A 19,479-nucleotide genomic window follows, 5' to 3' on the forward strand; every position below is an offset into this window, starting at 1 on the left:
GTACATTTTAAATGGCTATTCGTCGTAATAAAATTACCGTTGTTGGCGCGGGTTTCACAGGTGCTACTACTGCTCTAATGCTAGCTCAAAAAGAACTTGGTGACGTTGTTCTACTCGATATTCCGCAATTAGAAAACCCTACAAAGGGGAAAGCACTTGATATGCTTGAAGCAGGTCCTGTGCAAGGCTTTGACGCTCAAATCACAGGTACATCCAATTATGCGGATGCAGCGGGTTCTGACATTGTTATCATCACGGCAGGGATTGCTCGAAAACCGGGGATGAGCCGCGACGATCTTGTTAACACAAATGCGGGTATCGTGAAATCCGTTTGTGAGAACGTGAAGGAAGTTGCGCCTGATTCCATCGTAATCATTTTGAGTAACCCTGTTGATGCGATGACTTACGTCGCTTACCAGGCGCTTGGTTTCCCGAAAAATCGCGTTATCGGTCAATCCGGTGTACTTGATACAGCCCGTTATCTAACGTTCATCTCGCAAGAGTTAAACGTATCCGTTGAGGATGTCAAAGGGGTTGTTATCGGTGGGCACGGTGATGACATGGTACCACTCGTACGTTACACTTACGCTGGCGGCGTACCAATTGAGAAGCTGATATCAGCTGATCGCATCGAAGCCATCGTTCAGCGTACACGTACTGGCGGCGGCGAAATCGTTAACCTGCTTGGTAACGGTAGTGCATACTACGCACCAGCGGCTTCCCTTGTGCAAATGACGGAAGCTATCTTGAAAGATAAAAAGCGAATCATTCCAACAATCGCACTACTTGAAGGTGAGTACGGCTACAATAATCTGTTCATGGGTGTTCTGACGGTTCTCGGTGCTAACGGCATCGAGAAAATTATGGACATCGAATTGACAGAAGCTGAGCGATCAGCTTTGGACAAAACAGCAGAATCCGTACGCAATGTCATTAAAGTAGTCGCCGGTTAATAAATGAATGGCCAGTCTCCTAGGTTTTAGGGGCTGGTCGTTTTTTTATGTTTTGGGTCTAGTCGGGGACACTGATATTGGTGAAAGGGAACCACGTTCCACTATTCGCGGAGATCAGGGGTTGTTTTCTACTTATTTAGTCACAGTTTTATGGAGATATGGTGAATTTGTAGGAATTTTGACATCGCTTTCTTGTTACCCACATTCCGATTCTGTATACTAAAAGAGAACGATTCTAATTAAAATTGCGGAGGTCGACTCAATGCCCGAATCAGTACAACATGTTATGCTTTTTTTACACGTAATTAGTGCTTTATTGCTTGGATCTTATGTTGTTTTCCCTTTCATTGTAGGACGAGCTGCTAGCTTATCCGGTGCAGGACAAGAAAGCTTCATGGGATTATTGTCCACGCTCAATCGAATTGGTCAGTTTTCTTTGATCGTTACCTTCATCTCTGGAGGAGCAATGGTCAGCGAAGGCAGTTTCTCAGGTTTATGGATGGCACTCGCTATCATTTTACTTGTAATTGTGGGGGCAGTTACAGGAATGATCGGTGGTCGCATCAAGAAATTGAGAGCGAACAGTGCAGCAGGTAAAAGTACAGCAGGAGATGCTGCGAAAATTAAAACATTCAGCTGGATCGCTGCTATCGCGGTTATCCTGGCAATTGTGATTATGACAAATCCTCAGATTTTGGCATAGGTATAGAGATGTAGAGAACCTCCTTTCCAAGTGGAAAGGAGGTTCTTTTGCGTTGGTTCGATGGAGTTTCAGGCCAGCTAGTTGCTGGGTATGAACTGAATGTGAATAGGTGGATTATATCCAGCTAATTGTATTGAATTGGATGAGTTTATTGGAATAGATGGATTTTGTACAGCTAAACTCAGGCTAATCGTCTTAACTGGCGAAAAAAGCCTAAATTAGCTTCATGAAATCCATCTATTTTGAAAATTGAGGTGAATAAGGCTGAAATAGCTGTAGTTTTTCCAGTTAGTCAGATTCGGGACGGAATGTGGAGCGTCGTATTGGAACCATGACAGGATGGACGATGAATGGGAATGAAATAAGGTGAGATTAGTTCGGATCCGCGATATCCAAGGTAATCTCATCTAATGTTTTCTCGAAGGAGGCGCTCATATGCTCCAAGAAGTAATCGACTTCCGGCATGTTCATCTTCTTCAAACTATCGAGCACTTGCTGCTTAGCAACGACAAACTCACGGTTGCCGGTTGAGAGTTCGGTTAAGCATTTGATATATGCTTCAATCAGATCAGCAGCCTTCACCCAGCGGTAGAGCTCAGGGTCAGGATCTTGAATGAGTCCGCGGTAGATGTTGCTAAGCGCAGGTGGTATTGTGCCGATAAGTCGTTCTACGGCGACGTCTTCGATCTCGCGGAAATTCCGCAGAATTTGCTCGTTGTTGTGTTTCACGGGCTGCGGGATGTCACCCGTTAGCACTTCTGAAGCGTCGTGAAACAAAGCGATAGAGACGACGCGGTCGGTCGGAACATTCCCACCATAGACTTCGTTGGAGATGGTGCACAGCATATGCGCAATCGAAGCTACGTAGAAGGAATGCTCAGCTACATTCTCACGGCGCATGTTCCACATGAGGCTCCAGCGGTCGATATATTTGAGACGATATAAGTAGGCAAAAAAGTGATGATTCATATGTTCCTCCTGAAGACGGACCGTAAACATTCCGCAATTTATGGTACCTAACAGGTATATCATTTCGTCTATTTGAAGTCAACAAATCAAAGGGCAAATTCGAGGGCGAGACCTTCCATTAGCTTCCTAACTGAAGGGTGCACATGCCAATTTCTAAGTGAAAGGTAATCGTTGTGTTGCGCTAGCATCGATCGTCATGTTATACCCCTTTTTACAACGGTATCTAGTGAATGGGTTATATCTGTAAGGGAAGTGTAGGGATGATGATTGGATAATGAATAGAAGGGACTGTTCCGACAAATCTCATATGAGGGGAACGAGGATTCCTTATTTGCGGTTGAATAGCTGAAAGCCGAGTTGAAGGGGAACTATAGTGTCTTATTTGGCCGAATATCGCTATTAATTACGAGAATCAACCCAATAGAGCACCTACGTTCCTCTCGCATGCTAGTTTCAATCAGTTTCAACCCAATAAGGTACCTACGTTCCCTCTGAGACCTGTCTTAAAAGCTAAAAGATGACACAAATAAAAATGCTGTCCTAAAGTAGAAGAATCTACTTAAGTGACAGCATCTATTTGTGTTTAGGGCTGCTTCACGCTCGGCGCCACCCGTACAGCCACCTTACCGGTGGCTGGGGTGTAGACGAGCGGCTGCCCGATCAGCGCTTGCAGATCGTCAAGCGCGATCGTGATCTGCCCGTGCTCGCGCAGCACGGGCTGCTGCAGCCGGACGCGCGCGCCATCGCCGCGCGTCGCGGACTTGGCATTCACCTCCAGGGTGAATGCCGCATCACCCAGGCGGAGGCGAAGCTCTCCGCCATCAGCACTGGCGCTGCCGCCAAGCTGCGCGGCGGCAGCGGCCGCATCCAGGCGCAGCGGCGAGCTGCCCGGCTGCGCCTCGGCCCGGCGCTGGATCGAGCGCAGCAGCAGCTCCGGTGTGATGTTCGGGCTGCCCGCGTTGATCCGCGGGATCAGCATGTGATCGGCGCTGCGCGTCGCCATCTCGGGCGAGATCGTGAAGGCGTAGCGGATGCCCGCCTTCTTTACTTGCTCCGTCGCAGCAGGCGACGTGATGCCGTATGGGTACGCCATCGCGTCGAGCGGCTTATCCGTCAGCGGAGCAAGCTTGCCGATGCAGGCCCCCGCATCTGTGAACACGCGCTGCTGATAAGCAGCGCTATCCTCGCCGTCAAGCTTGCCCACAAGCGCGGCTTCTCCACTTGGGAGCTTGTGGTGAAGGTTGTCTGTGTGGCAGCCGATGTCGATGAAATTCGTAGCATGCGTCATTTCACTAATCTGATCCTTGGACATCGACGGAATGTACGATGCTAACGGATCTGCTAAATCTGTCGTGATGACGAAGTTGACAGCGGGTATGCGCAAGCTTTTGAGAACCGGATATGCTCCTGTAAAAAAGCTTTGATACCCATCATCAAAAGTGACTAGCACCGCGTTGGAGGGAACCGATGCGCCTGCCAAGTACATTTTAAACTCATCTAAAGAAATAAAATGATAGCCTTTGCTGAGCAGGGTTGTTAGCTGATTCTGAAACAGGGCACTTGTGATCGTGCTTGAGCTTGTATCTGTGTCATGGATGTGATGATACATCAGAACGGCAACCTGATCTTGATAGTAAATGGTCTCGGAACGTTCAGCCTGCAAGGGGGTTAGCAAAAGCGTAAGCCCCAAGAGGCTAACAAGAATCGAAATTGCAATCCTTTTATACATGTCAGCGAATCTCCTTGTTTTGCTCACAAGAACCGTCGAACTGTTCCTATGAGGTATGGTATAATGGTAGATATTCTTTAAGATTATGCGGGTAATTGAGAGGAGCTAGAAAGCGTTATGCAACATTTTTATCAAAGTGTGTATGATTTAATTGTAGAAACATCCACGAATCTTCCCGGTGATGTTCGTCGTGCCGTACAAGCTGCGCAAATCAAAGAGGATAATGGTACGCGTTCTGCGTTATCACTTTCTCGAATTGCCGATAACATTCATATGGCGGAAACGAATGTGTCCCCGATTTGTCAGGATACAGGAATGCCAACGTTTATTATACACTGTCCAGTTGGGGCAAACCAAATTGTAATGAAGAAACATATTCTTGAAGCTGTTGCGAACGCAACGAAAGCTTCTAAACTTCGGACGAATTCCGTAGATTCGCTTACGGGTGCTAATAGCGGGGATAACCTCGGACCAGGAACACCAGTGATTCATTTTGAGCAATGGGAACAGGGCGATGTAGAGGTGAAGCTCATTCTCAAAGGCGGCGGCTGCGAAAACAAAAATATTCAATACAGCCTTCCAGCTGATCTGGAGGGTGTAGGTAAAGCAGGTCGTGACCTCGACGGGATTCGCAAGTGCGTTATGCACGCGGTATATCAAGCACAAGGTCAAGGTTGCAGCGCAGGCTTTATCGGTGTTGGCATCGGCGGTGATCGGACAAGCGGCTATGAGCTGGCGAAGCATCAATTGTTCCGTCATGTTGACGATGTAAATCCACATCCGGACCTTCGTAAGGTCGAGGAGTACGTGATGGAGCACGCGAATACGCTCGGGATTGGGACGATGGGCTTTGGCGGACAAGTAACTTTGCTGGGATGTAAAGTGGGCGTGATGAACCGTTTGCCAGCTAGTTTCTTCGTATCTGTGGCGTATAACTGTTGGGCGTTCCGTCGTCAAGGCGTAATTCTTAATGCTGAAACGGGCGAAATCAATGGTTGGTCTTATCCGAGAGGTGTTGAGGTTTCCTTCCAAGAGGCTTTCGAAGCCAGTGCGGAAGAAGCTAGAAACACGCCGCAAGAAGAACGTCGCGAGATCGTATTGACGACGCCAATTTCGGAAGAGCAAATTCGCAGCTTGAAGGTCGGTGATGTCGTCGTTATTAATGGAACGATGCACACTGGACGCGATGCCTTACACAAATATTTGATGGATCACGATGCACCAATCGATCTGAACGGCGCAGCTATTTATCATTGCGGTCCGGTTATGGCCAAGGATGATGAAGGTGAGTGGCACGTGAAGGCGGCAGGACCGACAACGAGTATTCGTGAGGAGCCTTACCAAGGCGATATTATTAAAAAATTCGGTATTCGCGCTGTAATTGGTAAAGGCGGCATGGGGCCCAAAACGTTGGCAGCTTTGAAAGATCACGGCGGTGTGTATTTGAATGCCATCGGTGGTGCTGCACAGTACTACGCACAATGCTTCAAAAAGGTTGAAGGCGTTGACTATCTGGAATTCGGTATTCCTGAAGCGATGTGGCATTTGGAGACAGAAGGCTTCGCGGCGATTGTGACGATGGATTCGCACGGAAACAGTCTGCATGCAGATGTGGAAAAGAACTCTTTAGAAAAATTGGCTGCTCTGAAAGAGCCAGTATTTAAATAAAAGATCCTCGGGATTACCTTTACAAAAAAAATACTGGATTAGCAATAGAAATTAGGGTTACTATTTAGAGTAGCCCTTTTTCTATATGGTATAGACTACATCGGCACACAACCCTGTTGGAGGTTCATGCATCCATGACCAAATTTCGTGCAAAACTAACCCTGATTTTAATCTTATTAATTGGATGCTCGATGTTGGTTGCCGGCATTTTCATGGCAAAGGTTCTCGAGAGTTCGCATGTGAATTCATTACAAGAAAATATGGAGCGAGAGCTTCATGTGATTGCTTCCAGTGGTGTATGGGATTATAAAGGGACGGACGCTGAGTTGTATACGTATTATACGGCGCAAGCCCACCGGCTCAAAGACGCGACAACCGAACGATTGACTTATGTACGTGCGGACGGCAAGGTTCTAGGTGACTCTGATCAAATGCCAGAGCAGATGGACAATCATTTGACAAGGCCGGAAATCGAGGCTGCAGCTAAAGATGGTATCGGTTATACGACACGGTATAGTGACACATTGAAGGAGAACATGTTGTATGCCGCTATTCCAGTTAAAAATGAAGCCAAGGTAACAATCGGGTATTTACGCATTTCATTGAGCTTAGCTCAAGTGGATAAATCCATTCGCAGTCTATGGTATTTTCTTATTTCAGGACTCGCGATCCTCTTTGTTATTGCAGGTATTGTCAGTTATCGCATTGCCAAAGGGATTACACGCCCGATTGAGCGAATGACCAAGGTTGCACAGCAAATCACAAATTTGAATTATGAATCTCGTGTCCCTGCTTATCGGAATGATGAGGTGGGTCAGCTTGGGCAAGCGATTAATCGCATGTCCGAAAGTTTGCAAGGGCAAATGGCGCGGATACAAGAAAATGAACGTAGGCTGCAAGGCGTCATGGAAAATATGATGAGCGGGATCATGATGATTGATCGCGAAGAGCGAATTATACTGCTCAATCCTTCGGCTGAAGCGATTCTGGGCTTCTCATCCCAAGAATTATTAGGAAAGAAATATAATGAAGCGAAGCAACAATATGATTTTACTAAGATGATTCAAGAATGCATTGAGCTTCAGGAACCAATTTCGGATGAGATGATGTTCTATTATCCAGCCGAGCGTATTCTGGATATTCATTTGAGTCCTATTGCACATGAGGATGAAGAATGGTCAGGGGTGCTTATTGTCCTGCATGATATCACAGCGGTACGCAGATTAGAGCGGATGCGCAGTGAGTTCGTGGCGAACGTCTCCCATGAGCTGAAAACGCCGATTGCTGCAGTAAAGGGCTTTGCAGAGACACTGCTGGCAGGCGCGTTGAATGATAAGGAAACGGCGGTGTCGTTTCTGCAAATCATTTTTGATGAGAGTGAACGGTTAAACCGTTTAATTGGGGATATTCTGGAGCTTTCCAAGATTGAATCGAAGCGGATTCCGATGAATTTCTCTCCTGTGTATTTGCCTGAATTTGTAGATAGATCGCTTAGCGTATTGCGGAAAGAAGCCGAGAAGAAGCACATTGAGCTCAGTATGACGGTTGAAGATGATATGTATATTGAAGCGGATGAGGATCGGTTGCGACAAATCATCATTAATTTACTGTCCAATGGTATTGCTTATACGCAAGAGGGCGGGAAAGTCAGGCTTCGTGTAGAACCCCTAGAGACCAACGCTGACGGGGATTATGAGCGACTGCGAATCATTGTTTCGGATACGGGGATGGGAATACCGAAGAAGGATTTGCCGCGTATTTTTGAACGGTTTTATCGGGTAGATAAAGCGAGATCCCGAAGCTCAGGCGGTACAGGACTAGGGTTATCCATCGTTAAGCATTTAGTGGAATTGCATAAAGGAACGATTCGCGTTGAAAGCGAAGTTGGTGTAGGCACGAAATTTATTATTGAGTTGCCTGTGATTCATTAAAATAAGGCAATAATAAGTAGTGGATTTACACCGCGATGACGAAGGTTTTACAATGCCTTTACATTTGTGTGATACACTGGGGTTGTGCAATGTTAATAAACTGTAAATGCGGGGGATCCCATGGCACAAAAGATACTAGTAATTGAAGATGAGCCAACATTGGCTCGGTTGTTATCTTATAATCTTTCGCAGGAAGCCTATGATACGAAGGTGATTGATCATGGTGGAGATGGCCTGCAGGAGGCACTTCAGCAGTCGTATGATTTGATCATTTTGGATATTATGCTACCAGGGCTTAGTGGATTTGAGGTATTGGCTAAGCTCAGGCAAAAAGGAAATCGAACACCTGTCATTATCCTGACAGCTCGTAACGCAGAAGATGAAGTCGTACAGGGCTTGAAGCATGGGGCAGATGATTATATCACGAAGCCATTTGGGGTGGCCGAGTTGCTTGCGCGTGTGGCTGCTGTCTTGCGGCGTACCCAATCGGATGAAGCGGCTGCGGATATAGCCAAATCGAATGAAAAAGTGATTCAAGCTGGTGAGCTTCGTATCTATCCTGAAAAATATGAAGTTGTACTAAATGGCGAGTCGATTCCGTTGCGTCCGAAAGAGTTTGAGGTTCTGCTGTATCTGGTTCAGCGACCAGGTGTGGTAGTGACGCGAGATGATCTTATGAATATCGTCTGGGGCTTCGACTATATCGGGGGACAGCGTACAGTTGATGTGCATGTGAGTTCTTTGCGCAAGAAGCTGGAAATGAATCAGCAATCGGTACAGATTGACTCGATACGAGGCGTGGGGTACAAGCTTGTAGCCACGATGATTAAAAAGTAAGTAGCATGGATGCTGATTAGTCAGTGGCCGTGCTTTTTTTCTGTTTTATGGGGGATGGGATAGTTAATGGTGTAGCTGGCAGTTGCAGTCGCAGTGGCAGTAGCGTTGGCGCTGATGCTGGGGGGGACATGTAAACAAATAGATGGGTTTTCTACAGTTAATTCTTGGATATTTCGACTGAAATGAAGATTAAATGGATTTCATACAGCTAATGTCAGTCGATTATACTCAATGGAAGAAAAAGTCGAAAATTACCTACATGTTTTCCATTTAAATTGATTTTTGGAGGCTTTTTAATTGAAATAGCTGTAGTTTTTCCAGTTAAGTGCTGTGGAAGGTTGGGGAGACAGTTTGTTAATTAGCATGATAACACAATTGCATACAATATTCGCAAAATCGGGAATTTTATTAACGGCGGTATTGGGTATAATTAGTGTATACATACGAGTACTGTCATTATAAGAATTTGCAGGAACATAATAGAGGAGGAACATCATGTCAACGACGTATCGGATCGCGATTATTGGGTGTGGAGGGATTGCCAATGGCAAGCACATGCCTAGTTTAAGCAAATTGGACAATGTAGAAATGGTAGCGTTCTGCGATATCGTTTCGGAGAAAGCGCAGGAAGCTGCTGCGAAGTTCGGCAAGGGAGAAGCTCGTGTTTATGAAGATTACCGTGAGGTATTGAAAGATAGCTCCATCGATATCGTTCATGTGTGTACGCCGAATGATTCCCATGCGGAAATTACGATTGCTGCTTTGGAAGCTGGCAAGCATGTTATGTCTGAGAAGCCAATGGCGAAAACTGCTGTGGACGCAAGACGCATGGTTGAAGCAGCTAAACGTACTGGCAAAAAGTTAACAGTTGGTTATAACAATCGTTTCCGTGGCGATAGCCAACATTTACATAAGCTTTGTTCCGAAGGTGAGCTTGGTGACATTTATTTCGCTAAGGCCCATGCGATTCGTCGCCGCGCTGTACCTACATGGGGTGTATTCCTCGATGAAGAGAAACAAGGCGGAGGCCCGTTGATCGATATCGGTACGCATGCTTTAGATTTGACGTTGTGGATGATGAACAACTATGAGCCAGCGGTTGTTTTGGGAACTTCGTATCACAAGCTGTCCCAGCGTGAGAACGCGGCGAATGCTTGGGGACCTTGGGATCCAGCTAAGTTCACCGTGGAAGATTCCGCTTTTGGTATGATTACGATGAAAAATGGTGCCACGATTATTCTTGAATCGAGCTGGGCGCTAAATACGCTTGAAGTAGATGAAGCGAAATGTACCCTATCCGGAACGGAAGGCGGCGCTGATATGAAAGGCGGCCTTCGCATCAACGGTGAGAAGCACAGTCGTTTATTTACGACAGAAGTGGAATTGCAGGCGGGCGGCGTTGCTTTTTATGATGGAAAGGCAGAAGTTGCCTCAGATCTGGAAATGAGATTATGGATTCAAGCGATAGAGAACGACACCGATCCCGTTGTTACACCAGAGCAAGCTTGTGTGGTATCTGAGATTTTGGAAGCCATTTATGAGTCTGCGAAAACAGGTAAAGCTGTATATTTCGACTAGTCTGATAACATCCTATTTCCTGGGAAATAGTTAATGACATGAAAAATCCCTTCTTCCGATGGACTTATCGGTTGGAGGGATTTTTTGTTGATTTTCGATGCTCGCCGGGTGTAGTGCCTGTGCGTTGTTTGAATATTTTAGAAAAATGATGCAAATCTGCAAACCCACAATAATCGGAGATGGACTGGAGACTGAGCTCTGTATTCGTAAGCAATTCCTTCGCATGATGAATGCGCATCTGCAATAAGTATTGATGCGGTGAAGTGCCGTAACGTTGCTTGAAGAGGAAACTGAACCTAGAAATGGATAGATTAGCGCGTCCCGCCATGTCCTGGACTGTGATGGGATCACTTAAATGATGCGAGAAATAGGAGGTAATCCAGTTTAGGGTTGGAGCTGGTGAAGGTGCCTCGCGTTGATAGGACTCCACAATAGACAGGATGATTTCTAGCAATAACTGCTGTGTTCTCAGTTGGGTAAGTGGATTAGGCACATGGACAAGCTCAATGGTTTGCAGCAGTTTTTCCTTGATAAGAATAGGATCCTTCGGCTGGACGTGTACGGGAACTCGAATTTTGAACAGGTCTTGAAGGGTTGGCTGCATCAGATGCCTGTAGGCAGATAGATCAATTTGCCCTGGTCGCGTGGGAAAACTGTTTTCTCGTTCGGGATTATAGGCGATATCAAAATGAAGAAAAGGTGTGATCGTGTTCGTTAGTCCCTCTAAGGATAGCAGACTGCCAGGTTGGACGAGGCAGAATTGGCCTGGATAGAACATATACTTCTGATCATCGACCCAGAAACAGCAAGTACCCTCTTGGATGTAAACCAATAAATAGTCAAGGAGTCTTCGCTCTGGATAGTTCCATGGTTTGCGAACAGCAAAATCACATTCTCTGATGTAAGGGACAATGGGGGGAGAATCCAGTAATTGTTGCTGCATGGAGTAGCCTCTCTTCCTATTTAGTGCAAGTCTATTTCGGACATATGTTGCTTGTACATTACTCTTATTCTAGTGCAGGAGGATAACTAAAATCCAGTTGTTTTTGACAAATCAATAACCTTGTTTGACAAAGATTATAAGGCATCTGGATCGTATAATAAAGCTATAAATAGACAAATTGAGGTGCATAGCGCATGAGTAATCTTGAAGCTGATCCAATCAATGTCAATGAGTTGCCGCTAGTAGAGGAGTGTTATACACTTTCGAAAGAGCAGCAAGAAAGCTATCAACGTGATGGTCATATTGCTCTACGAGGTGTAGCGACTGAATCCGAGATTCATGTATATGAGCCAATCATATCGGATCTTGTGAAAACGTTGAATCGTCAAGACAAACCATTAGATCAACGTGATACGTATGGGAAGGCCTTTATCCAAATTTCGAATTTATGGGAACAAAGTGAGGCAATTCGACGCTTCGTTTTTGCAAAACGTTTTGCCAAAATTGCCGCTGACTTAATGGGCGTTGACGGTGTTCGCATGTATCATGATCAGGCATTGTATAAGGAACCGCATGGCGGTCATACGCCTTGGCATCAAGATCAAATTTATTGGCCGCTGGATACCGATAAGACGATTACGATGTGGATGCCGCTTGTACCCATTTCTGAAGCGGTGGGTTCGATGACTTTTGCATCACAATCCCATCTCATGGGTTATATCAATAAGATGGTTATTTCCGATGAATCTCATCGTACGTTGGCAGGTTACATTGAGGGGAAGGGCTTTGAGACAAAGTCTCATGGTGCGATGGCAGCCGGGGATGCTACGTTTCATGCTGGATGGACGCTGCACAGTGCGCCAGGCAATCCGACAGATACGATGCGTAAAGTCATGACGGTTATTTATTATGCGGATGGCTTGCGAATTGCTGAACCAGATAGTAAAGCGCGTGAAAGTGATTTGAAAAGATGGTTTCCTGGCTTGCAGCCGGGGGAGTTAGCGGCTTCTGAGCTGAATCCCTTGTTATATAATCGTAAATAATAAAAAGATCGCTTGCCCACTATAGAAGTGAGGAAGCGATCTTTTTAGTTTGTGTGTGGTGGCGGGCTACCACTGACTTCCATGAGGGGAAGGGCAGCGTGCGCTGCTAAGTTTGGCTTTAATGCCCATTAAGCAGCCGCAGTGACGGCAAGTTGTGCCGTATTGATAATCGCTGCAGCTCGTGCAGACCGCGATGCGGCGATCATATTCGGCCTCCGTAGTCAGCTTTAGGTTACGCACACGTAATGTTTCACCGAAAAGCTTGGCGATTTCTTCCGGTGTCACGTGAACAGAGGTCGAACACCCTTTACAATCCGAACCAACATTTGAACTTGTTCTAGCTGAGACTGAGATATCCATTTCACAGATCTCCTACTGTAGACAAAGTGTGACCACGGAGCGGGCAGGAAGGGTAACGAGCAGTACGTCATTTTCGACCCGATAATCCGTAAAAGGTTGTGAGTTCACTGCATGGGGTTCCTCGAACGTATTGTGGGCATCCATCGAATCCGAGGTGATAACCAAACCGGAGATGGTTCTACCCAAATGTCCCTTGATGTCGCACTCGACTTCAAGCAATTCAGCATGGTGCAAATTACAAAGGGAAATATGTAGTTGGTTGTCTGCATTTAATGAAGCAGAAGCACTTAATTGGTCGATTTTTTTACCATCCATTTCATAGGAAGCGCTCACCGCATCTGTAGCAATATAGCTCGCATCTTGATGCACCTTATACATATCGAACACATGATAAGTCGGTGTAAGCAGCATATCTGCACCCTCTGTAAGGATGACCGATTGCAAGACATTGACGACTTGCGCAATATTGGCCATGCGTACACGATCACTGTGGTGATGGAAAAGGTTTAAATTAATGCCAGCGACGAGGGCATCGCGAATCGTATTCTGCTGATAGAGAAAGCCAGGATTCGTACCAGGCTCTACATTGTACCAAGTGCCCCATTCATCTACGATTAAGGCGACTCTTTTGTCAGGATCATAGGTGTTCATAATGGCCGAATGACGGGTAATAAGTTCATCCATGTATAACGTTTTCTCTAAGGTACTGAACCATTCTTGCTCATTAAAATCGGTTGCGGATCCTTTATCCTTCCAGACTCCCGTAGGGAGGGTATAGTAATGAAGGGAGATGCCATCCATGTATTTCGTCGCTTCACGCATCAGAACTTCGGTCCAGTTGTAATCAGCACTATTGGCGCCACAAGCGATTTTGAAAATTTTATTATCTCCGTAGTTCCTTACATAGCAAGCGTATCTACGATACAAATCAGCGTAGTATTCCGGACGCATATCCCCACCGCAACCCCAATTCTCGTTCCCTACGCCAAAATAAGTGAGTTTCCATGGCTTCTCACGGCCATTTTCTTGACGCCAGTTCGCCATTGGGGACTCACCGTCAAAGGTCATATATTCGACCCACTCCGACATTTCCGCCACGGTACCGCTTCCAACATTACCGCTAATATAAGGCTCAGCGCCAATCAATTCGCATAAACGGAGGAACTCGTGCGTGCCGAAATGGTTATTTTCCAGGACACCGCCCCAGTGCGTATTGATCATACGTTTGCGCTTCTCGGCTGGGCCGACACCATCTTTCCAATGGTACTCATCAGCAAAGCAGCCGCCTGGCCAACGAAGAACGGGTATTTGCAGTTTTTTTAGCGCGTCAAGCACATCGTTCCGCATACCTTCCGTATTCGGAATGGGAGAGTCGAGTCCAACCCAGATACCCTCATAGATACAGCGTCCTAGATGCTCAGAGAAATGACCGTAAATATTTCGATTAATCGTTTGCAGCGGTGAATCCGCGTGAATCGTCAGCTTAGCCATGAAAGGTATCTACTCCTTCGTGTTTCAAATTGATATTGGAAACCGACTCCCGACTGATCATTGCAGCCGAAAGTATGATTTGTTCCTGTGTAACAGACGTTTGCGCATGGTAGCGGTGAATAGCTGAAAGCAGTTCCTCGACGAGATGCTTGGCATCCAAGCTAAATGTCGTCAGTCTTGGTGATATTTGAGCAGCCAGGGGAATATCATCACACCCAATGATGGATACATCGTCCGGAATGGCGCGGCCATTCTCTCGAAGGCCCTGCATGCAACCGGCAGCCATCCAATCATTCACGGCGAAAATCGCATTCGGCAGCTCGGTTGTAAGCAAGAGCTCGGCAGCTCGGCGGCCGCCTTCCCAGTTCATTTTCTCGGTAATGACTTGGACATGCGCGTCTTTCGACTGGCAAAAGGCAAGGAAGCCTTGCTTACGAAGCCGAGAGGAATCGTACTTATCTGGTCCTGCCAGCAGGGTAAACGAGCGATGTCCTGCATCGTATAATGTTTTGGCCGCTTTGCTGCCAATCCGATAATCATCGAAATAAATTTGGATGATATCCTCACGATGGGCATAGCGCTGAATAGAGAAAAGCTGGCCAGCCGACGTCTTGAGCCGATCTAATTGGTCGTCATCCATCTGCCCGATGAGAATGAGCGGACTCGTAGGTACAGCTTCGCGTGGCAGATCAGGGTGTACCATGGAAATCTTGATGGCTTGCTTAGCAGCCAAATTCGTAATTTCCACGAGGAAATTCGTGTAGTAGGGGTCATTTCCTTTGATATCGGATGAGCAAATGACATATAACGTATCCAAGAGAACAGCCGGAACGATGTAAGTTCCTTTGCCTATTAATTGCACGAGAAGGCCTTCTTGGACCAAGGTCTTGATTGCTGCGCGCACACTTACGCGGCTTGCTTCGAAGCTTTCGGCTAAATTCCGTTCAGATGGAATTTTGACGAGTTGATCTTTTTGCAAGGAGCGAATTTGTACACGAAGTTGTTCGATAAGTCTTTCTTTGATAAGTGGAGATTTCTCCATGGGACCAAACCACCATTCTGGGTAATACCATTGTGAAACTATATAATACCAATAAGATACCACGTGGGGTGTGGGGGAGTCTAGAGTTTTTTTTTTGTGGTGTGGTGGTTGTTTGTTAATCTTCTGTTGATGAAGTACTGGACTCTCGATCGGCACGAACCAAGCTCCAGCTCTCCTGTGGTAACGTCTTCATTTCATTGGACCATTGATGCTTATCATTCTCCATGATTCCTTAACATTCCCGAAGGAGTTGGGCGTTGTACAGAGCATGACCAAGCGAAAAGGGGGCTTGTTGAAAGTAGGGCCAACAGAAATCATGAACCAGGATCTAATTTGTAACCGCTTTCGAAAAAAATACAAATGATCTATTATCCATCCATGGAGTTAAATATAAGGTTTGTATATCATATTAACAAAAGTCAATACAGAGTGGCAGAGAATAGAAGATAGTAGTCTACACCGTCGGTGACAAACAGCTGAGCTGCACTCAACTGTTGAGGTAAAAATCTGCCAACCAACATTAGAGGGAGGTGTTTATATTGATTGTCAAGCCACGTGCGACGTAACTCAAGGGACAAGTACTTAGGAAGAAACAGAGGCATATTTGATGGTCAATTCATAAAAAAAATCAAAATCTTAAAACAAACATTTTATCAGTAAAATTGTAAAAAAATTTAATATTGGGCTGCGCTAAAACGAGATTTTAGAGGTTGCCTTAAGAAAAGGAGTAAAACGAAGATGAACCGTGAAAAACCCTTAATCAACGTCTCCCGCATCCTCGTAGTCATCATGCTTTTCTCCTTATTCGCGTTTGCCCCCGTCCCGGCTACTGCGGCCGGAGATGAACTGACATATGAACTGAACGACCTCATTGCACAAGCCGAAGCTTTAAAAGCCGGCAACGTGGAATTTCCGCTCCAGATTACCCACACTAACGACGGATCCGATGTGAACAAAGCTTTCCCCTGGGTGTACGCCGACGAACTCAAAGATCTTGATAACGCGCTTGAGTTCGCACGCAATGCGCTCACTCCCGCTGGCGAAGCCATAGCCAGTCTTGAAAACGCTATAGTAAGTTTCACAAGAAAGATCAAAGCGGACAGTTCAGATCCTTATTTCCGTCTTGATCCGGGTGCTGGTAAAATTCCTATAAAAATTACAGCACCAACCAATGTTTGGACCTCAAGAACCCCGCTTGACAACCGTGTCCCTGCCGACTTTGCTGGTGGTACATACAAAATGATTCCGTATCCTTTCGCAGATTCCCAAGTCAAAGCTGATGTGCTCCAGATTAATTACGTCCATAACGGAAAAACTAACTTCGGAGGTATGACCCTTCAATCTCCGTTGTCCCCGAGTGTAGATGTTCCCGCAGGCTCAAATATTGAGTTTGATGTGTACTATCCTAAGAGCGCGCAGGGAAAATTCATGAGGTGGAGAATCAGAAATGCCGGTTCTGACATCGATACCTACCTTAGGGAATACGAGTACAACAACCTTAATCCCGACTGGATTGGCAGCTATAACGGTGAAACCTGGTTGATGAAGCACACCAGCATTACCGCCACAACTGGCACTTCCTCGAACTTCATTCTTGAGCTCCATGGCGAGAACGGCCGTCCCGCAGAAACCGGCATGCTTCTTGTCGCCAACATCAAAATAACCGCACCGGACCCTAACGGCGTTGCGCTTCCTAACGTTGTCAACAAGGAAAACCAGAGTGTTGTAACTCCTTTAAAGAATGTTTACAACAAGCAAAATGACACGTTCATGGTCGGTACGATCGGAACCGGAGCAGTAACCGGAACTAGAGCCAATCACTATGAAATCTTTGTCGACGGCAACAATCTCAAGGCCGAGGGAACGCATCCCCGCGGTCCGAGCTGGTTGAAAAGCGTTACTAGCGAGGCTTTGAGCGGCGCAACTACCACCCCTGGTATAGGTGAATACAGTTTCCCGACCAGCTCTTATCAAGCGATCAGGGATTCCGGAACTCCCGGACAGTATAAGTCTCACGCCCACGTTTTGGCATGGTACAACCAGGCCCCTGCATGGATGAGACAGATGATTCCAGCTACCCTTCCCTTGGGATATAATGGAACAACCAATTACTACGGATTGGGCAACGGCGTTACAACCACGGTTAAGGTAGACAAAGAAATGGCCAGAAGAGTACAGTTTAACCACACAATGTATGTGATGCGGCACTTCCTGACCACAGATACGAAGTATGGCTCGAGTGTATCTCGCGGAGTAATCCCATTCAATTCATGGGACGTACTCAACGAAGAGGTCCACGAAAGCCGCCACAGCGAAACCATTCCCGCAGATCCGAACAGTTGGAGACAGACACTTAAAAACACCAACTGGCTTTCTGCCATGTCGGATGATCTAATTGGCGGCGACATCTCCGAGCATTACATTTACTTGCTCTTCAAAAACGCGCACATCGCGGCCCCCAACGCCAAGATAGCGGCGGCTTACAAAGCCAATTACGCTAATCTTCCAGAGTACATGAAGCTCGACGGACACGACAACGTTGGCAGCATTGACGCGTATATCGTTAACGATCCTCCGAAATTGACATATAACGATTACGACATTTCTAATCGCACCAAAGCGAGGACTGTATACAACATGGTTCGCGCACTGAACACCGCATGGCTCTCTGATCCGCTATATGACGGAAGACCCCTAATTGAAGACATCGGTATTCAGGGACACGATTCGATTGGAAAATCCCTTGCAAGCGATAACCAATATGCCATGGCTCTCTATGCTTCTCTTATTGACGAAGGCCTTCTCTCCGGTATTGCATACTCGGAACTTGACCTTAAGATGCCGACTACCACCCCAGGCGGTGGCGGGGTTGCTCCCGCAGTGCTCAATGTCAGACAGTCTGATGCCCTTGGTTATCAGTACGCATTGATGTACAAACTGTTCAAGAAGTTCGCGCCTTACACCGATCACATCATCAGCTGGGGCGTAGCTGGTTCGGGATGGCAGGGAAGTTATGTGTTGTTTGACAGTCAGAGCAATGCCAATGCCGGCTACTATGGCGCCGTGAATCCGGACAGATTCATACTTGGACATTCATATCTGGATGATTTCTTTGCAGGCGAATACGAGAAACTCAAGAACAGTTATGCAATCGACCTTGGCGATCTTGGAATTTATACACCCGGTAATGGAGAAGCCAAATCGCTTGCAGCAACAATCGCAGCTAACGACAATGTTACACCTGGAACTACTTTCACAACAGTTGTTAGCCTAGATAGCGTGACACAAAGCGTGTACGCACAGGATATCACGCTAAGCTATGATTCCAGCTTATTCGATTATGTCAGTACAGCAGGTGCAACCAGTAGCATTCAGGTTCTGAGAGAAGATAATGCTACCCCTGGAAAAGTGAGAATCATTTCCGTTAATATCGGAGGGGTAGCTGGAACCAGCACACCCGTTTTGAATATAACTTTTAAGGTAAAGTCCGGTGTTCAGAATGCAACTGGAACCATTGCAGTCTCTCAAGCGAAGATTGGCGGTCCTGATGGAACCGTAACCACTGCGGCACTGAGCAGCAAGACGATATCCGTTGGTGCTATTCAACTGGATAAAACTGCTTTGAATGCGGCAATTACGAGTGCACAAACCCTGTACAATGCAGCTATAGTAGGTACTCAACCTGGCGAATATCCGCGAGCGGCTAAAGACGCACTCCTAGAAGCAATTAACACCGCAATTGCCGTAAGAGACAATGCAAGCGCAACTCAAGCTCAAGTGGACAGTGCCCTCGCAGCACTCAAAACTTCCATTGATACCTTTAAAGCAACAGCTAATAAGTCTGCAGACCTAAACGGAGATGGAGACAACAACGTAGGTGACCTCGCGATTGTAGCTTCTCACTATGGCAAGAACTCGACCAGCGCAGATTGGGCAAAAGCTAAGGTTGCTGATATGAACGACGATAACAAAATTGATATCCGGGATCTTGCATATGTCGCAACTAGCATCAATTAATTTCGATAGTTATACCCTATCCGTAAAATAGCAAACCCAATTACAAAAAAACTGCCGCAATGATGGTAATATCCCCTTTAAGTAGATACTCAGAAAAAAACCTTATGGTACCATAAGGAACGAGTGAAACTTGGAGGGGATTTTTTATGGATAAAAAAGGACGGGACTCACGCTATATGTTGGAGAGTTCCTTGAATGTATGAATATATCATATT

The 19,479-nt window shown here is 46.2% G+C and carries 14 protein-coding genes; 8 read left to right on the forward strand and 6 right to left on the reverse strand.

Features of this window, described 5'->3' with window-relative positions:
• Positions 1-11: 11 nt before the first annotated feature.
• Together mdh and HQN88_RS12065 are read left to right on the forward strand one after the other, a co-directional pair.
• Positions 12-953 carry a malate dehydrogenase gene (gene mdh / locus HQN88_RS12060; RefSeq protein WP_173111483.1) on the forward strand — a complete coding sequence of 314 codons (942 nt, stop codon included), beginning with the start codon at positions 12-14 and terminating at the stop codon, positions 951-953.
• A gap of 262 nt (positions 954-1,215) precedes the next feature.
• On the forward strand, positions 1,216-1,656 hold the full coding sequence (locus HQN88_RS12065) for a hypothetical protein (RefSeq protein ID WP_173111487.1): 441 nt from the start codon (positions 1,216-1,218) through the stop codon (positions 1,654-1,656).
• A gap of 372 nt (positions 1,657-2,028) precedes the next feature.
• On the opposite strand, the gene yfbR is transcribed toward HQN88_RS12065, so the two are convergent.
• Both yfbR and HQN88_RS12075 read right to left on the reverse strand, forming a co-directional pair.
• Entirely contained in the window at positions 2,029-2,625 is a 597-nt protein-coding gene (gene yfbR, locus HQN88_RS12070) for a 5'-deoxynucleotidase (protein WP_173111490.1), read from the reverse strand.
• A gap of 583 nt (positions 2,626-3,208) precedes the next feature.
• Complete coding sequence (locus HQN88_RS12075) at positions 3,209-4,354, reverse strand: polysaccharide deacetylase family protein (protein WP_173111493.1); 1,146 nt, start codon at positions 4,352-4,354, stop codon at positions 3,209-3,211.
• 117 nt (positions 4,355-4,471) lie between these two features.
• On the opposite strand from HQN88_RS12075, the gene HQN88_RS12080 reads away from it, so the two are divergent.
• The 4 genes from HQN88_RS12080 (at position 4,472) to HQN88_RS12095 (ending at position 10,368) form a co-directional block, all read left to right on the forward strand.
• Positions 4,472-6,022, forward strand: a complete 1,551-nt coding sequence (locus HQN88_RS12080; protein ID WP_173111496.1) for a fumarate hydratase — start codon at positions 4,472-4,474, stop codon at positions 6,020-6,022.
• A gap of 134 nt (positions 6,023-6,156) precedes the next feature.
• Positions 6,157-7,953: a two-component system histidine kinase PnpS gene (pnpS, locus tag HQN88_RS12085; RefSeq protein ID WP_173111499.1), complete on the forward strand. Its 1,797-nt coding sequence runs from the start codon at positions 6,157-6,159 to the stop codon at positions 7,951-7,953.
• 120 nt (positions 7,954-8,073) lie between these two features.
• Positions 8,074-8,790 (forward strand): response regulator transcription factor, encoded by a 717-nt coding sequence (locus HQN88_RS12090; RefSeq protein ID WP_056624013.1) that lies wholly within the window; start codon positions 8,074-8,076, stop codon positions 8,788-8,790.
• A gap of 495 nt (positions 8,791-9,285) precedes the next feature.
• Positions 9,286-10,368, forward strand: a complete 1,083-nt coding sequence (locus tag HQN88_RS12095; protein ID WP_173111502.1) for a Gfo/Idh/MocA family protein — start codon at positions 9,286-9,288, stop codon at positions 10,366-10,368.
• Positions 10,369-10,432: 64 nt separating this feature from the next.
• Here HQN88_RS12095 and HQN88_RS12100 read toward each other — a convergent pair whose 3' ends face one another.
• On the reverse strand, positions 10,433-11,311 hold the full coding sequence (locus tag HQN88_RS12100) for an AraC family transcriptional regulator (RefSeq protein ID WP_173111505.1): 879 nt from the start codon (positions 11,309-11,311) through the stop codon (positions 10,433-10,435).
• Between the two features lie 194 nt (positions 11,312-11,505).
• On the opposite strand from HQN88_RS12100, the gene HQN88_RS12105 reads away from it, so the two are divergent.
• Positions 11,506-12,354 (forward strand): phytanoyl-CoA dioxygenase family protein, encoded by an 849-nt coding sequence (locus HQN88_RS12105; protein WP_173111508.1) that lies wholly within the window; start codon positions 11,506-11,508, stop codon positions 12,352-12,354.
• Positions 12,355-12,420: 66 nt separating this feature from the next.
• On the opposite strand, the gene HQN88_RS12110 is transcribed toward HQN88_RS12105, so the two are convergent.
• Genes HQN88_RS12110 through HQN88_RS12120 form a run of 3 tightly spaced genes read right to left on the reverse strand, consistent with a single transcriptional unit; the run spans position 12,421 to position 15,247 of the window.
• A complete protein-coding gene (locus tag HQN88_RS12110) occupies positions 12,421-12,714 on the reverse strand; it encodes a DUF6171 family protein (protein WP_173111511.1) in 294 nt (97 codons plus the stop codon).
• Positions 12,715-12,726: 12 nt separating this feature from the next.
• Complete coding sequence (locus tag HQN88_RS12115) at positions 12,727-14,205, reverse strand: alpha-N-arabinofuranosidase (protein ID WP_173111514.1); 1,479 nt, start codon at positions 14,203-14,205, stop codon at positions 12,727-12,729.
• Positions 14,198-15,247, reverse strand: a complete 1,050-nt coding sequence (locus HQN88_RS12120) for a GntR family transcriptional regulator (protein ID WP_173111517.1) — start codon at positions 15,245-15,247, stop codon at positions 14,198-14,200. Before HQN88_RS12120 ends, HQN88_RS12115 begins: the two co-directional genes overlap by 8 nt.
• Before the next feature lie 1,239 nt (positions 15,248-16,486).
• On the opposite strand from HQN88_RS12120, the gene HQN88_RS12125 reads away from it, so the two are divergent.
• Entirely contained in the window at positions 16,487-19,264 is a 2,778-nt protein-coding gene (locus HQN88_RS12125; protein ID WP_173111520.1) for an endo-1,4-beta-xylanase, read from the forward strand.
• The last annotated feature ends 215 nt before the right edge of the window (positions 19,265-19,479 follow it).

This window comes from Paenibacillus qinlingensis, assembly GCF_013204845.1.
GTDB lineage: Bacteria > Bacillota > Bacilli > Paenibacillales > NBRC-103111 > Paenibacillus_E > Paenibacillus_E qinlingensis.

What these genes read in the sequence shown, in the direction of transcription:
- HQN88_RS12095 (WP_173111502.1), top strand. Translation starts at nt 9,286, where the DNA reads ATGTCAACGACGTATCGGATCGCGATTATTGGGTGTGGAGGGATTGCC.
- HQN88_RS12090 (WP_056624013.1), top strand. Translation starts at nt 8,074, where the DNA reads ATGGCACAAAAGATACTAGTAATTGAAGATGAGCCAACATTGGCTCGG.
- pnpS (WP_173111499.1), top strand. Translation starts at nt 6,157, where the DNA reads ATGACCAAATTTCGTGCAAAACTAACCCTGATTTTAATCTTATTAATT.
- yfbR (WP_173111490.1), bottom strand. Translation starts at nt 2,625, where the DNA reads ATGAATCATCACTTTTTTGCCTACTTATATCGTCTCAAATATATCGAC.
- HQN88_RS12075 (WP_173111493.1), bottom strand. Translation starts at nt 4,354, where the DNA reads ATGTATAAAAGGATTGCAATTTCGATTCTTGTTAGCCTCTTGGGGCTT.
- HQN88_RS12120 (WP_173111517.1), bottom strand. Translation starts at nt 15,247, where the DNA reads ATGGAGAAATCTCCACTTATCAAAGAAAGACTTATCGAACAACTTCGT.
- HQN88_RS12105 (WP_173111508.1), top strand. Translation starts at nt 11,506, where the DNA reads ATGAGTAATCTTGAAGCTGATCCAATCAATGTCAATGAGTTGCCGCTA.
- HQN88_RS12125 (WP_173111520.1), top strand. Translation starts at nt 16,487, where the DNA reads ATGATTCCGTATCCTTTCGCAGATTCCCAAGTCAAAGCTGATGTGCTC.
- HQN88_RS12115 (WP_173111514.1), bottom strand. Translation starts at nt 14,205, where the DNA reads ATGGCTAAGCTGACGATTCACGCGGATTCACCGCTGCAAACGATTAAT.
- HQN88_RS12100 (WP_173111505.1), bottom strand. Translation starts at nt 11,311, where the DNA reads ATGCAGCAACAATTACTGGATTCTCCCCCCATTGTCCCTTACATCAGA.
- HQN88_RS12110 (WP_173111511.1), bottom strand. Translation starts at nt 12,714, where the DNA reads ATGGATATCTCAGTCTCAGCTAGAACAAGTTCAAATGTTGGTTCGGAT.
- HQN88_RS12065 (WP_173111487.1), top strand. Translation starts at nt 1,216, where the DNA reads ATGCCCGAATCAGTACAACATGTTATGCTTTTTTTACACGTAATTAGT.
- HQN88_RS12080 (WP_173111496.1), top strand. Translation starts at nt 4,472, where the DNA reads ATGCAACATTTTTATCAAAGTGTGTATGATTTAATTGTAGAAACATCC.
- mdh (WP_173111483.1), top strand. Translation starts at nt 12, where the DNA reads ATGGCTATTCGTCGTAATAAAATTACCGTTGTTGGCGCGGGTTTCACA.